The following is a 13677-nucleotide window of genomic DNA, read 5'->3' as shown; positions in this document are numbered from 1 at the left end:
TGGGAACATTCGCCCAACCGTGGCGGGCGCTACCTATATAGCGCGGCGTTGGCTCAGGCGTTTGTTCAGGTCCAGCCAGGCGGCCAGTGCAGCCATCAGCAGCGCCCCCACCAGGGCGGTCAGCAGTTGCATCGCCACTGCGTCGCCGGCCATGGCATTGAGCATGTCGGCCAACGGCGCGAGCAGCACGCCAAGGCAAAAGACCTCCAACGAAAAACGCCCCATGCGGCACACCTGCGCGGCGACCGGGTTGTGCGTCCAACCGGCACCGGGCAGCAATTTGGCGGTGACGTAGGCCAGGGCAAGAAAGTGCAACAGTCGCACTGGCGACAGGTCGGTCTTGCTGATGGGGTAGATCAAGTCGCTGATCAGCGCGGGCATCACGGCATCATGAATCTCGGGCCAGCGCCACGATACGGTGATGATGCCGGTGACCACCACGTACACCGCCGCCGCGACAAACAGCGGCTGGCGTTGCAACGGCGGGCGCTGGACGGGCTTGGGTTGCGCACTGTGGATGGCCGCCGCGCCCCCCAGCACAAACAGCAACTGCCAGGTGACCGGGTTGAAGTACCACACGCCATCCTCGATGGCCCGCAGGTTCCAACCCATCCACGGCGCCAGCAGGTACACGGTGAGCGACACCGCCACCACCACCAGAGGCCTGCGCAGCATCAGCGGCAATACCAACGGCAGGCTCGCCAGCAACACGATGTACAGCGGCAACGGGTCCATCAGGTTGGGCTTGAAGCGCAGCAACAACTCATCGAGCAAGGCTTGTTGCGGGTGGGTGATGAAGTGGGTCATGCCCATCTCTTGCACCAGGTCGCGGGTCTCCACATGGCTGTTGGCGAAAAACACGATGCCCATCAGCATCGCCAGCAAAAAGATGTGCACCACGTACAGCACCCAGGTGCGCCGCAGGATCTTCAGGCAGGCCATCCAGTAGCCTTCACGTTGCAACACTTTGCCGTAGGCCATCACCGAAGCGAAGCCGGCCAGGAACACGAAAACCTCCGCTGCATCGCTGAAACCGAGGTTGCGCAGGGTGATCTGGCCGAGAGGGTTGTGGGGGACGTGATCCCAGAAAATGAAGATCAACGCCAGGCCCCGAAAAAAATCGATGCGCGGGTCGCGTCCGTTCAGCATGGCAGCGGGCTCTTGAACAAGTGGTTTAGTAATGACCGCCGAACGCGGGTGTTTAAGTCCGCCGCACGTCGGGCGGGCGCAGGTTGGCGGTATTTGTAAGCAATTGCAAAGGTTGGGTATTACTGAATGTCTCAATCTTGCGCCTGTCGCAACCTGTTAGATCTGACAGTAGACGAACCAGAAGTGCCGTGGCCTGCTAGATAGAGACGAATCAGGGGAACGTCATGACCGGACTGTGGAAGGGGTTTTCCAGCTACGCAGTGATTGGTATCGCCAATACGGTCATCCATTGGCAGCTGTTTTTTGTCTGTCGTGCCGCCTTTGAGTTCAGTCAGGCTGTGAGCAATCTGTTGGCTTTTGGTGTGGCTGCAACCTTCTCGTTCTACATGAATGCCCTGTACACCTTCACCGTGCCGGCATCATGGGTGCGCTACCTGATATTCATCGCCTCCATGGGTGGCTTGAGCCTGCTCGTGGGCGGGTTGGCGGACCACTGGCACCTACCGGCAATCATCACCGTGGTGGTGTTCTCGCTGCTGAGCCTGGTGCTCGGTTTTTGGCTGTCGAAGTGGGTGGTGTTTCGCGAGCGCCGGCGATGAACCTTTCGCTGATCGTGCCGGTGTTCAACGAAGAACAGGCGGTGCTCGGCTTTTATCATGCGGTGCGCCGGGAGCCGTCATTGCAGGCGCACGGTGTCGAAATCGTATTCGTCAACGACGGCAGCACGGATAACACTGCAGAGTTCATCACGGCGATGACCCAGCAGGACAAGGCAGTGGTGCTGATCAATTTTTCGCGCAATTTTGGCAAGGAAGCCGCCCTGTTTGCCGGCCTTGAGTACGCCGGTGGCGACGCCGTGGTGCCCATTGATGTCGACCTGCAAGACCCCATCGAAGTCGTCGCCCAGTTGGTCGATGCCTGGCGCCGTGGCGCCGATGTGGTGCTGGCAAAGCGGCGTAACCGCGCCAGTGATGGCTACTTTAAGCGTCACAGTGCGTCGCTGTTTTATCACCTGCTTAATCGGATTTCCTACACCCACATTGAAGAAAACGTCGGCGACTTCCGGCTGATGGACCGCAAGGTGGTGGATGTGATCAAGGCGCTGCCGGAACAGCAGTTGTTCATGAAAGGTGTGTTGTCTTGGGCCGGCTTCAAGGTCGCCATTGTGGAGTACGACCGCGCGCCGCGTGCGGTGGGCCAAAGCAAATTCAATGGCTGGAAATTATGGAACCTGGCACTGGATGGGATTACCTCGTTCAGCACCTTGCCGTTGCGGCTTTGGAGTTACATCGGCGGGTGTATTTCCCTGGTGGCGCTGGTGTATGCGGGGTACTTGATGGTTGACAAGGTGTTGTTTGGCAATGCGGTGCCGGGCTACCCGTCGTTGATGACGGCGATCTTGTTTCTGGGTGGGGTGCAACTGATAGGCATTGGAATATTGGGGGAGTACGTGGGGCGGATATATATGGAGGCCAAGCACAGGCCTAAGTATGTTGTCAGGGACGTAGTTGGGCATGGGGTGGGCAGCGATGGATAACCACGTCATGCAGCGTGAGTTGACGCGCAGCGAAGTGCTCTGTTTTTTTGCCATTGCGTTGTGTGTTTATAGTTGGCCGCTGATCAGTGTGGGCTATCTCTATTATGACGATGTTTGGCGCACCTACTTCTCGCCTGCCAGTTGGACGGCAGAAGGGCGACTGCTGATATCACCCCTTTATAACGCGATGGGGTTCAATGCCGATACGCCGAATGTCTATCCGCTGCCCTTGGTGATTGCCATAGGGGTGATGGTATTTGCATTGCGCTATTGGGTGTTCAAGCTATTTGAAAGACCAACCCTGAGCGGTTGCTTGGTGGTTTTGCCCATTTGGTACAGCCCGTTTTTCTTGCAGAATCTTTCTTACCAATATGACGGCCCTGCGATGGTACTGGGGGTGGTGGCGGTGTTGTATGCAAGCGTTTGCCAATTCAATAGGGCGTGGCAAACACTCTTGGTTTCGAGCGCTCTTCTGGCCGCTTCGTTGATGCTGTATCAACTGTCGATCAACTTGTTCATTGTTTTGTGTTGCATTTGGCTTATCCGGAAGATCATTGAAAAAACTCCCCCTGTCGAAGTCGTGACCCTGTTGGCCAGCAGGGTGTTGGCGCTGGGTATGGCCGTGGGCCTGTACGTCATCGGCGTGTCTTCGCTCATGAACACGGAGCGCCAGGGGATACTGGCTTTCAGTTATGAGGGCGTACTCAAGGTTGTCACTCGTATGGTGCAGGTGTTGGGCAATATCGACAGTGTGTTTCCTGTCGCGCTCAAGTTGATCATGGCCGCGCTGGCCTGCATGGCTTTTTTTGGATATGTGCAGCTGTATCGGCGCTTGGTTCGACCCAGCATCAAGTTGCGGTGGGGCGTGTGCCTGTCAGTGGCCTATTTATTTATTATTCCCGTTGCCATTTTTTGCATCTCTGGGGCGGCCTTGTTTTTTCAGGAATTCAATACAGGCTTTAGAACATTTTTAGGTGCCTCCGGAGTGCTGGTGATGGTGTTTTATCTCAGTCATGAGGTCTTGGTGAGTTTTCGTTGGTGGGGCGGGCTGGTTCTAATGGTGCCGTTGATGTACTGCTTGTCGGTTTCCTATGGGTATGGACGCGTGCTTACATTTCAAGAAGACGTCGAGAACAGCATGTTGAATCGGCTGGCTTATGATATTGGACACAGTGAAGTAGGCCGCTTGAATATCCTGTACATGATTCCGGCCCTGTCGGTGGTCTCCCCGCCAGCGGCGCAAGGGCTCTATCGCGCGATGCCTGTGCTCAAGGAAATCGGTGCTTTCGGGTATGTTGTTTTACCTGAAATGTTGCCACGGGTGGGTGTTGATAATGTGTATATGAACAGAGACCCTGCGATCAAGTCAGTGCTCGGGAACGGCCAGTATCAGCCTGTTGTTGCGACGGCTGACTATGAAATTTATGCAGTGGGTGAAACGGGTTACATCGTTATGAAAGATGTACTTGCCCCAGTCTATGATCAAGCCGATTCATGCGCTCAACGTGCGGTTTATTCCTGCTGACCGACACCGGCTTGAATATCAATGATCACCAGTGTGCCCTGGCTGCCTTTGAGTACGGCGTGGGCGGTATGAGCCTCCACCAGGTACATCTGCCCCGGGCCGACACTGATGACTTGGCCACCAACCGTCAGTTGCAGGCATCCGGTGATCACCAGCAGTCCTTCGTCGTAGTCGTGGGTTTCTTCCCCATACGCTTGCTCGTCCATGCGCAGCACTTTGATCTGCGCCTCGCCCACTTGGCCCAGGCGTGTGGATGTCCAGCTGTCGGGCAAGTGCTCGGCGGTAGCGGCAAAGTCTAGTAACGGCATGTGAATCTCCTTGTTTCAACGATGCCGTCGGTGGTCCGGTTCAGCAAAAGTGGGTTTGAATCTTAAGCGGCAACCACCTCGTGCGGTTCAAAACTGTCCGCCCGGGCCATTTGCCACATCCGCGAATAGAACTCGCCATTCACCTCGCCGGTCAACAACTCACCCGGCTTGAGGAACACATGCAACTGCGAGAACAGCTTGATCTCGGTCGCCGACATGCGCCGCACCAAGTGCTTGGCCGACAGTTGCGAGGGGTGATCCAAGCCGGCGGCGGCGAGCATTTCCGCCAGCGCCTTGAGGGTATTGCGGTGGAAGTTGAAGACGCGCTGGGCCTTGTCCGGCACCACCAGCGCACGCTGGCGTAGTGGGTCTTGGGTGGCGACACCGGTAGGGCATTTGTTGGTGTGGCAACTCTGGGACTGGATGCAGCCGATGGCAAACATAAAACCCCGCGCCGAGTTGGCCCAGTCGGCGCCGATGGCCAAGACGCTGGCGATATCGAACGCACTGACGATCTTGCCACTGGCACCCAGCTTGATTTTGTCCCGCAGGTTCAGGCCCACCAGGGTGTTGTGCACAAACAGCAGGCCTTCACGCAGCGGCACGCCGATGTGGTCGGTGAATTCCACGGGTGCTGCGCCGGTACCGCCTTCCTTGCCGTCTACCACGATAAAGTCCGGAAGGATGCCGGTTTCGAGCATGGCCTTGGCGATGCCCATGAACTCCCACGGGTGGCCCAGGCAGAACTTGAAGCCCACCGGTTTGCCGCCAGACAGCTCGCGCAGTTGGGCGATGAACTGCATCAGCTCAATGGGTGTGGAGAACGCGCTGTGACGTGACGGCGAGATGCAGTCTTCGCCCATCAGGATTCCGCGGGTCTCGGCGATTTCCTGGGTGACCTTGTGCTTGGGCAGGATCCCGCCGTGGCCGGGCTTGGCACCCTGGCTCATCTTGATTTCGATCATGCGCACTTGCGGGTTCTGCGCCTGCACGGCGAAGCGTTCCGGGTCGAAACGGCCGTCGCTGGTACGGCAGCCGAAGTAGCCGCTGCCCAGTTCCCAGGTCAGGTCGCCGCCGTGTTCACGGTGATACGGGCTGATGCTGCCTTCTCCTGTGTCGTGGGCGAAGTTGCCGAGCTTGGCACCCTGGTTGAGTGCGCGGATTGCGTTGGCGCTCAGCGAGCCGAAACTCATCGCCGAGATATTGAACACCGACGCCGAATACGGCTGTGTGCACTGCGGGCCACCGACGATCACGCGAAACGCGCTGGGATCACTCAACGGCGCCGGGCGCATGGAGTGGCCGATAAACTCGAAGCCCGACTGGTACACGTCAATCAGGGTGCCGAAGGGTTTGTCGGCGGATTCGTTCTTGGCCCGCGAATAGACCAGCGAGCGCTGGGCGCGGGAGAAGGGCAGGGCGTCGCTGTCGGATTCGAGCAGGTACTGGCGGATCTCCGGGCGGATGGCCTCCACCAGGTAGCGGATATTGCCCAGGATCGGGTAGTTACGGCGCACGGCGTGGGGGCTTTGCAGCAAGTCGAAGAGACCGATCAGGCTCAATACGCCCGTGATCAGGGTGATGGGCCACAGCCATTCATGTTCGATGAAGGGGAGGCTGGCGAGGGTGAAAATGACACAGACAGCAAAGAAGGCGTAACGGCTTAGCAAGGACAGGCTCATACGGTTTCCTTGGGTTCGGACTCTTCGGTCGGTCCGGCATTCTGCGCTTGTAGGGAAACTCCAGACAACCAGTAGGTGTATTCAGTGTGAGGCGGGCGAGCCCGGAGTAGACAACTGGCGGCTATCGGTCACCTCGAAATGGGCCAGGTTCTGGGTGGTCGAATCGCCGCCCACAAAGACCGTAAAGGTGCCGGCCTCGACCACGGGCTCGAATTGTTCATCCAGCAGGGCGAAGTCTCCCGGCCCCAGGGTGAACGTCACCGTTTGTGCCTGACCGGCTGCCAGATGCACTTTGCGAAAGCCACGTAGCTGGCGCACGGGCCGGGTCACGCTGGCGACGTCATCACGCAGGTACACCTGCACAATTTCGTCGCCGGCACGCTGGCCGGTATTGGTGACGGTGACCGACACATCGAGGGTTTGGGTCGAGGCCAGGCGTGTGCTGCTCACGTGGGGGGCGGAGTAGGCGAAGGTGGTGTAGCTCAAGCCGAAACCGAAGGGATACAACGGCGTCCATGGCACATCAATGTAGGACGATTCGAAGCTAGCGTCGTCGGAGGGGGGGCGGCCGGTGTTTTTGTGCGCATAGTAAAGTGGGATCTGCCCCACGCTACGGGGGAAAGTGATGGGCAGTTTGCCGCTGGGGTTCACGTCACCGAACACGACGTCCGCGACTGCATGCCCCATTTCGCTGCCCAGGAACCAGGCTTCAAGCAGTGCTGGTGCTTGCTGGACACTGGCACTGAGCACCAGCGGGCGGCCGCTCATCAGAATGACGATGAGGGGTTTATGGGTGTGCAGGAGTGCTTGCAGCAAGGCTTCTTGTTTGCCTGGCAAGCCCAGTTTGGCGCGGCTGCGGCTTTCGCCGCTCTGATCGGCGGTTTCTCCGAGTACAGCAATGATGACGTCTGCACCTTGGGCCGCTTGTTGGGCAGCGGCTATGTATTGGGTGTCCGTACTCTCGGGAGAAGCACCTAGCTGATAGATCACCTGGGTGCCTGGAGCGACGGCGTGCTGTATGCCTTGCAAGACGGTGACTGAATCCTCGGGGCGGCCAGCCAAGGCCCAGGGACCGAGGGTGGCCTGGGCGTCTGCCGCCAGGGCGCCTACCACCAGCACGGTGCCGAGGTTTTTTGCCAGGGGTAGCAACGCGTTGTCGTTTTTCAACAGCACCATGGATTTTTGTGCCGCCTCACGGGCCAGCGCGCGATGTTGCGGTGTGAGGGTCTGGGCCTTTTCCCGGGCCTCGTCGCTGTAGCGGTAGGGCGCGTCGAACAGGCCCAGCCGCTGCTTGGCCTTGAGCACCCGGCGCACGGCGTCATCCAGTGCCTGTGGGGAGACTTGGCCTGTACGCACCAGCGTTGGCAGGTACTGACGATAAGACTGGCTGGCCATTTCGATATCCACACCAGCGTTGAACGCCAGTTGCGCGGTGTCGACGGGTGTCTTGGCCACACCTTGCGGGATCAGCTCCCAGACGGCGTTGAAGTCGCTGATGACAATGCCGGCGAACCCCCATTGGTTGCGCAACAACCCCTTGAGCAACGCCTGGTTGCTGTGCATGGGGACGCCGGCAAGCTCGTTAAACGAGGGCATGACGGCATCGACGCCTGCCTCGACTGCCGCATTGAATGGCGGCAGGTAAACCTCCCTCAAGGTGCGCTCGGACAGGTCGGCGATGTTGTAGTCCCGACCGCTTTCGGCAGCACCGTAGGCCACAAAATGTTTGGCCGTGCTCATCATCGAAGACAGGTCGGGTGGCCCCTCTCCATGGAAGCCCACCACGCGAGCCACGGCCAGGGCCGCCCCCAGGAACGGGTCTTCGCCAGCACCTTCCACCACGCGCCCCCAGCGCGGGTCACGGGCAATATCGAGCATTGGCGCGTAGGTCCAATGCACGCCGCTGGCCGTGGCTTCAATCGCCGCAACGCGGGCAACGCGTCGGGACAGTTCGGGCTCCCACGCGCTGGCCTCGGCCAGCGGCACCGGAAAAATGGTGCGAAAACCGTGAATCACGTCGTAGGCGAACAACAAGGGGATATGCAGGCGTGACCCCTGCATCACTTGTTCCTGCAGGCGACGGGTTTTTTCGGCACCGTAGACATTCAGCAAAGAGCCGACAGTGGTGATGGGAAGCTGCCCCAGGTCACCTTGATCAATGACCGGGCCGGTAACGCTGTCCTGAGTTCCGAGTTGGGTCAGTTGGCCGACTTTCTCTTCCAGTGTCATTTGCGCCAGTAGGGTTTCAACCGGATCATCCTGGGCGTTCGTCACCAGTGGGGTGACCGTCAGCAAGAACAGGAGTAGGCGAGCCAGCATGATGATCGTTCACAAGCACTGTGTGCCTGCAGTGTTCGGCGCGCACGCACCGCCGTCTACTGTCAAAACTGACAGTTCGCCGCGGCTTTCAGATAGGCGGGGGGCAGGCGTTTTGCGCCTGTGCTTGGAGCGTCAACAAGGAGTGAAGGCTCTAGGCCGGCAGGGAACCGTTCGGGCTGGACACGCCACGTAATGATTACGATGTTTAAGAATAAACCTATAGGGAGTTGTTCATGGTTATAAGTCCTTCTCTTCAGTTGCCGCAATCCTCGCTGGTGTTGGCGCAGAAAGCCTACACCCCACCGTTTGAAAAGGCCGAGCAGGATGTAAGAACAAGGCCTATGTTCGCCACGGGCCGTCCGACGGGCGATAACCGCAGCGCTGAACAAATCATTGAAGACAACCCCATCCTCAAGAAGCTCGGTCATCAAAAAGATATCAACCGGCACCTGGCCTACGCACTGCTGGGTGACTGGACCGCCAATAATCCCGACCCCATTGCACGCGCACATGCAGCGTTCAATGCCGCCTGGGTGCTCAACTACATCGACACCTCGTTGTCTGCGTCGGGTGAGGACCGCGCACAGGCAAGTGGCAACGGTGACCTTGAAGGTATAACGAGCAGTGGAGATGCGCGGCACGGCACGCCAGCGGGTATGTGGAAAAACTTCACGGAGCAGGGATACAGCGTGCTGAGGGCAGACCATCGGCTGGATAGCACCAGCGATACCCATGTGCGTCCCGACGGCAGCAACAAGGACAATCTGCAGTGGGGCGCGGGTGAGGCCGGTAGGGGGCTTTGGTTTATCCCATTGTTGAGCAATGTGTTGTTGGGGATCGAGAAATCGGAATCGGATTTCGGTTCAGTCATCGCCGGTGCCAAGGCCGGGATGGACAAGACGATGAATGACGGTCTTGACCAGGCGCTTACCGGTGTTGCCAGCGGTGATCTTGGAGCGGTTGTGCAAGGAGCGACCGACATGTTCAGAAACGGCGAGGCCACGCCAGAGTCCATCAAGGCCGCATTGAATGCGAGCCGCAATTTTTCTGGCTGATGCCACATAGACCTTCCCGGCCTATTCTTATTGCAATCGGTTCTCGTTTGGGTGAGTGTTTTATGTTACTGTATAACATGAATATCCACCCAAGCGCCCCGGAGGCCTCATGAAAACTGGAATCCATCCCGACTACCGCACCGTGCTGTTCCATGACACCGCCGCCGACGTGTTCTTCTTGATCGGCTCCACGGCCGACACTGACCGCACCTACACGCACAGTGACGGCAACACCTACCCGTATGTTCCATTGGACGTGTCCAGCGCCTCGCACCCGATCTACACCGGCCAACAACGCAAAACCCAGGCCGAAGGCCGGATTGCCGGGTTCAACAAGCGGTTTGCATCGTTTGGTTCGAGCCCTAAAAAAGCTGAGGCGTGATACGGGTAGGGTTAACCTCGAAGGCCGCTCTGGTTTCTGGAGCGGTTTTTTTACGTTGATATCGCAAAGCCATCACTCAGCGAAAACCTACTAAACTACTCAGTAATCGCCAGGAAGGCACACCCCAACCAAAAGGACCGCACACCGACCATTCGAGGTGCCCCATGGGAGAGTCAGTTACTTTCACCGATGCCGACCGTGCCGGGGTGCTGTTGATCGATGCCCACCCGGACATACTCCACAGCCTCACCCACCTGCTGCGGCTGGAGCCCTTCGACCTATTCAGCGCCACCTGCGCTGCGGATGCCCTGGCGATTCTCGCCAGCCAACCCGTCGACCTGGTAATGAGTGCCGCGCGCCTGCCGGACATGGATGGCGCCTCGTTGCTGGCGCATATCCATCAGCACTATCCCCACACCGTGCGGATCTTGCTCACCGGCGAGACCGACCTGACCCTGATCGTCAAAGCCATCAACGAAGGCGAGATCTACCGCTACCTCAGCAAACCCTGGAACGATGAGGAATTGCTGCTGGCCCTGCGCCAATCCCTGGCCCATCAGCATTCCGAGCGTGAGCGCCTGCGCCTGGAGCAGTTGATCCTGCAGCAGAACGAGGCACTCAAGCAGCTCAACGCCACCCTGGAAAAACGCGTAGCGGCGCGCACCAGCGAACTGCAGCAAACCGCCGATATGCTCGACCTGGCCTACGAAGAACTCAAACACAGCTATGCCACCGGCGCCGAGGTGTTCTCGCTGCTGGCCAACCTGCGCCTGCCGCGGGCCAAGCAGACCAACCGGCAGATCATCGAACTGGTGCGCACCTGGTGCGTTGCTCACGGCGTAGATGACGCCAGCAACCGCGACATGACCATGGCCGCTGCGCTCTACAACATCGGCAAGCTGAGCTGGAGTGACAGCATGATGGCGTCGCCCTCGGACCTGCTGCACAGCAGCGACCGCGAGCGCTATCGCGGTTATGCCACCCAGAGCGAATCGCTGCTGATGGCCCTGGAACCGATGAAAGACGCCGCGCGGCTGATCCGCCATCACCAGGAACGTTGGGACGGCAGCGGTTTTCCCGACCACCTCAAGGGCGAGGCGATTCCCGCAGGTTCGCGCCTGCTGAAACTGGCGGTGGATTTTATCGAGCTGCAAAAAGGCCTGATCCTGGAACGCCAGATGAACAGCGATGAAGCCTTGCTCTACATCCGCAAATACGCAGGAAAGTTCTACGACCCGCAGATGGTCGAGGACTTTGTGCAAGTGTGCGCCACCTACCTCAACGACGTGACCCTGGGCGACCCGAACGTGAAGGTGCTGGGCACCCGCGAGCTTGCGCAGGGCATGGTGCTGGCCCGCAGCCTGAATGCCGATAACGGCATGTTGCTGCTCAATGCCGGCAAGGTGTTGAACCTGCCGTTGGTGGACAAGTTGATTGCGTTCGAGACCATGGAGGGCGCGCGCTATAGCGTTTTCATCAAAGACCACACCGTTATCCCAGACTGAACACCATCAAAATGTGGGAGCGGCGGTGCGACGATTCCACATCGATTGCGGTGTGCTCGCGGGTCATGTGATCCTTACGCCCTTTGCCGCCAAGGAAGCCCTCCCATGCCCTCCACAATCCGCATCGCCGCCGCTCTCCTGATCGGCAGTGATGGCCAAACCCTGCTGGTGCGCAAGCGCGGTACCCAAGCGTTCATGCAGCCAGGCGGCAAGATCGACGCTGGAGAGCAACCCGCCCAGGCCCTGGCCCGTGAGCTGCACGAAGAACTCAACCTGCGTATCGACCCTAATGCCGCCGTCTACCTCGGCAAGTTCTCTGCGCCGGCTGTCAATGAGCCGGGTTTCACCGTGGAAGCCGAGTTGTTCCAAGTGAATATCGACGTCACCGTAACCCCCGCCGCCGAGATTGAAGAAGTGCGCTGGATCGACCCAGCCGGTGACGGTGGCCTGCAGTTGGCCCCCCTGACGCGGGATTTGATCTTGCCGTTTTATCGCCAATCGCTGACGGCATGATGATCCGCACGCTGGGGGCCGACGACGCCGAGGCGTATCGCGCCTTGATGCTTGAGGCCTACGGTGTGTATCCGCAGGCCTTTACCTCAAGCGTGGCCGAACGTGCCGCAATGCCCTTGAGCTGGTGGGAAAAACGTCTGCAAAGCCCACTGGATTGCTTGCTCGGTGCCTTTGACGGGGATGCGCTGGCAGGCATCGTCGGCCTGGCCTTCGAGCCTCGGGAGAAGGCGCGGCACAAGGTGACGTTGTTTGGCATGTATGTGAATGCCAGTCATCAGCAAAAGGGGTTAGGCCGGCGGTTGGTCGAGGCGGCACTGGAGGAGGCGCGCAAACAGCCGCGCCTCAAGCTGATCCAGCTGACCGTCACCGCTGGCAATGATGCTGCGTTTGCGTTGTACCAACGCTGCGGTTTTATTCAGTACGGCCTGGAGCCGCTGGCGGTGCGTGTGGGAGTGGAGTACTTCGACAAGATCCACATGTGGCGTGAACTCAAGACCGACTGAGATCCAACTGTGGAAACCCTATCCAATGTGGGAGCGGGCTTGCTCGCGAATGCGGTGTATCAGTGATGAATCGATCGACTGACACCCCGCATTCGCGAGCAAGCCCGCTCCCACATTTTGATCATCGCTATTTCTGACGTCAGCGAACGGCGCTAACCCCATCCAACGTCGAANCCCCCCCCCCCCCCCCCCCCCCCCCCCCCCCCCCCCCCCCCCCCCCCCCCCCCCCCCCCCCCCCCCCCCCCCCCGCTCCCACATTTTGATCATCGCTATTTCTGACGTCAGCGAACGGCGCTAACCCCATCCAACGTCGAAAACGACGTGTCCTTGGCCGTCAGCAAAAAATCGCGCATATACGGCGCATCCAGCATATCCGCGCGAATCCCCGCGTACAGCGTCGCAAACAAGCCTTTCTCCCCCAGGCGCTTGGCCTTCACATACCCGCGCGAGCTGTATTCGTGCAGCGCCCAATGGGGCATGCCGCACACGCCGCGGCCGCTGGCCACCAGTTGCATCATCATCACCGTCAGCTCCGAGGTGCGCACTTGCGCGGGCTCGACGTCGGCCGGTTCCAGGAAGCGGGTGAAGATATCCAGGCGGTCGCGCTCCACCGGGTAGGTGATCAGGGTTTCGGTCAGCAGGTCTTCCGGCACGATGTACGGCTTGTTCGCCAACCCGTGCTGGTTGGCCACCGCCAGCATGGCTTCGTAGGTGAACAACGGCACATAGGTGATGCCCGGCAGCTCCAGTGGGTCGGAGGTCACCACCAGGTCCAGGTCGCCACGGGCCAGGGCCGGTAGCGGGGCGAAGGCGAAGCCGGAGGCCAGGTCCAGCTCGACCTCGGGCCACGCATCGCGGAACTGGTCGATGGTCGGCATCAGCCATTGGAAGCAGCTGTGGCATTCGATCGCCATGTGCAAACGCCCGGCGGTGCCACCGGCCAAACGTGCGATATCACGCTCGGCACCGCGCAGCAGCGGCAGGGTCGCGTCGGCCAGTTGCAGCAGGCGCAGGCCGGCGCTGGTGAAGCGCAGCGGCTTGGTCTTGCGCACAAACAGCGGCATGCCCAGGCGCTCTTCCAGCTCCTTGAACTGGTGGGACAGCGCCGACTGCGTCAGGTGCAAGCGCTCGGCGGCTTCCACCAGGCTGTCGGCTTCGCGCAGGGCGTGCAGGGTCTTGAGGTGGCGGATTTCGAGCAC

At 59.6% G+C, this 13677-nt stretch carries 13 protein-coding genes; 8 read left to right on the top strand and 5 right to left on the bottom strand.

Annotated features, from left to right (window positions below; all coding sequences use genetic code 11):
- Window positions 1-33 precede the first annotated feature (33 nt).
- The gene (locus ACLD1Y_RS14510) at window positions 34-1149 is read right to left on the bottom strand and encodes an OpgC family protein (RefSeq protein ID WP_429478592.1); all 1116 of its coding nucleotides are present in this window, start codon (window positions 1147-1149) and stop codon (window positions 34-36) included.
- A gap of 224 nt (window positions 1150-1373) precedes the next feature.
- Here ACLD1Y_RS14510 and ACLD1Y_RS14505 point away from each other — a divergent pair, with 224 nt between their 5' ends.
- The 3 genes from ACLD1Y_RS14505 to ACLD1Y_RS14495 are packed head-to-tail and all read left to right on the top strand — an operon-like array spanning window position 1374 to window position 4211.
- On the top strand, window positions 1374-1748 hold the full coding sequence (locus tag ACLD1Y_RS14505; RefSeq protein WP_429478591.1) for a GtrA family protein: 375 nt from the start codon (window positions 1374-1376) through the stop codon (window positions 1746-1748).
- On the top strand, window positions 1745-2686 hold the full coding sequence (locus ACLD1Y_RS14500; protein ID WP_429478590.1) for a glycosyltransferase family 2 protein: 942 nt from the start codon (window positions 1745-1747) through the stop codon (window positions 2684-2686). Before ACLD1Y_RS14505 ends, ACLD1Y_RS14500 begins: the two co-directional genes overlap by 4 nt.
- The gene (locus ACLD1Y_RS14495; protein ID WP_429478589.1) at window positions 2679-4211 is read left to right on the top strand and encodes a glucosyltransferase domain-containing protein; all 1533 of its coding nucleotides are present in this window, start codon (window positions 2679-2681) and stop codon (window positions 4209-4211) included. Before ACLD1Y_RS14500 ends, ACLD1Y_RS14495 begins: the two co-directional genes overlap by 8 nt.
- Here the strand turns inward: ACLD1Y_RS14495 and ACLD1Y_RS14490 are convergent.
- The 3 genes from ACLD1Y_RS14490 to ACLD1Y_RS14480 all read right to left on the bottom strand — a co-directional run bounded on the left by ACLD1Y_RS14490 (window position 4199) and on the right by ACLD1Y_RS14480 (window position 8520).
- Window positions 4199-4519 (bottom strand): cupin domain-containing protein, encoded by a 321-nt coding sequence (locus tag ACLD1Y_RS14490; RefSeq protein ID WP_429478588.1) that lies wholly within the window; start codon window positions 4517-4519, stop codon window positions 4199-4201. The two genes, ACLD1Y_RS14495 and ACLD1Y_RS14490, sit on opposite strands and share 13 nt — an antisense overlap.
- 62 nt (window positions 4520-4581) lie before the next feature.
- Entirely contained in the window at window positions 4582-6201 is a 1620-nt protein-coding gene (locus tag ACLD1Y_RS14485) for an FMN-binding glutamate synthase family protein (RefSeq protein WP_429478587.1), read from the bottom strand.
- Between the two features lie 81 nt (window positions 6202-6282).
- Complete coding sequence (locus ACLD1Y_RS14480) at window positions 6283-8520, bottom strand: glycoside hydrolase family 3 N-terminal domain-containing protein (protein ID WP_429478586.1); 2238 nt, start codon at window positions 8518-8520, stop codon at window positions 6283-6285.
- A 233-nt stretch (window positions 8521-8753) separates the two neighbouring features.
- Between ACLD1Y_RS14480 and ACLD1Y_RS14475 the strand changes: the two genes are divergently transcribed.
- From ACLD1Y_RS14475 to ACLD1Y_RS14455, 5 genes are all read left to right on the top strand, one after another.
- Window positions 8754-9575, top strand: coding sequence for a hypothetical protein (locus tag ACLD1Y_RS14475; RefSeq protein ID WP_429478585.1), 822 nt, complete (start codon window positions 8754-8756; stop codon window positions 9573-9575).
- A gap of 109 nt (window positions 9576-9684) precedes the next feature.
- A complete protein-coding gene (locus ACLD1Y_RS14470) occupies window positions 9685-9957 on the top strand; it encodes a type B 50S ribosomal protein L31 (RefSeq protein ID WP_429478584.1) in 273 nt (90 codons plus the stop codon).
- A gap of 164 nt (window positions 9958-10121) precedes the next feature.
- The gene (locus tag ACLD1Y_RS14465) at window positions 10122-11462 is read left to right on the top strand and encodes an HD domain-containing phosphohydrolase (RefSeq protein ID WP_429478583.1); all 1341 of its coding nucleotides are present in this window, start codon (window positions 10122-10124) and stop codon (window positions 11460-11462) included.
- Between the two features lie 105 nt (window positions 11463-11567).
- Window positions 11568-11975, top strand: coding sequence for an NUDIX hydrolase (locus ACLD1Y_RS14460; protein WP_429478582.1), 408 nt, complete (start codon window positions 11568-11570; stop codon window positions 11973-11975).
- A complete protein-coding gene (locus ACLD1Y_RS14455; RefSeq protein WP_429478581.1) occupies window positions 11972-12478 on the top strand; it encodes an N-acetyltransferase family protein in 507 nt (168 codons plus the stop codon). Before ACLD1Y_RS14460 ends, ACLD1Y_RS14455 begins: the two co-directional genes overlap by 4 nt.
- A 281-nt stretch (window positions 12479-12759) precedes the next feature.
- On the opposite strand, the gene metR is transcribed toward ACLD1Y_RS14455, so the two are convergent.
- Window positions 12760-13677: a transcriptional regulator MetR gene (gene metR / locus ACLD1Y_RS14450; protein WP_429478580.1), complete on the bottom strand. Its 918-nt coding sequence runs from the start codon at window positions 13675-13677 to the stop codon at window positions 12760-12762.

It is taken from the genome of Pseudomonas sp. 18175 (assembly GCF_050432925.1).
GTDB lineage: Bacteria > Pseudomonadota > Gammaproteobacteria > Pseudomonadales > Pseudomonadaceae > Aquipseudomonas.
Note: the sequence above shows the minus strand (reverse complement) of the source record. Positions and strands in the feature narration are given on the sequence as shown.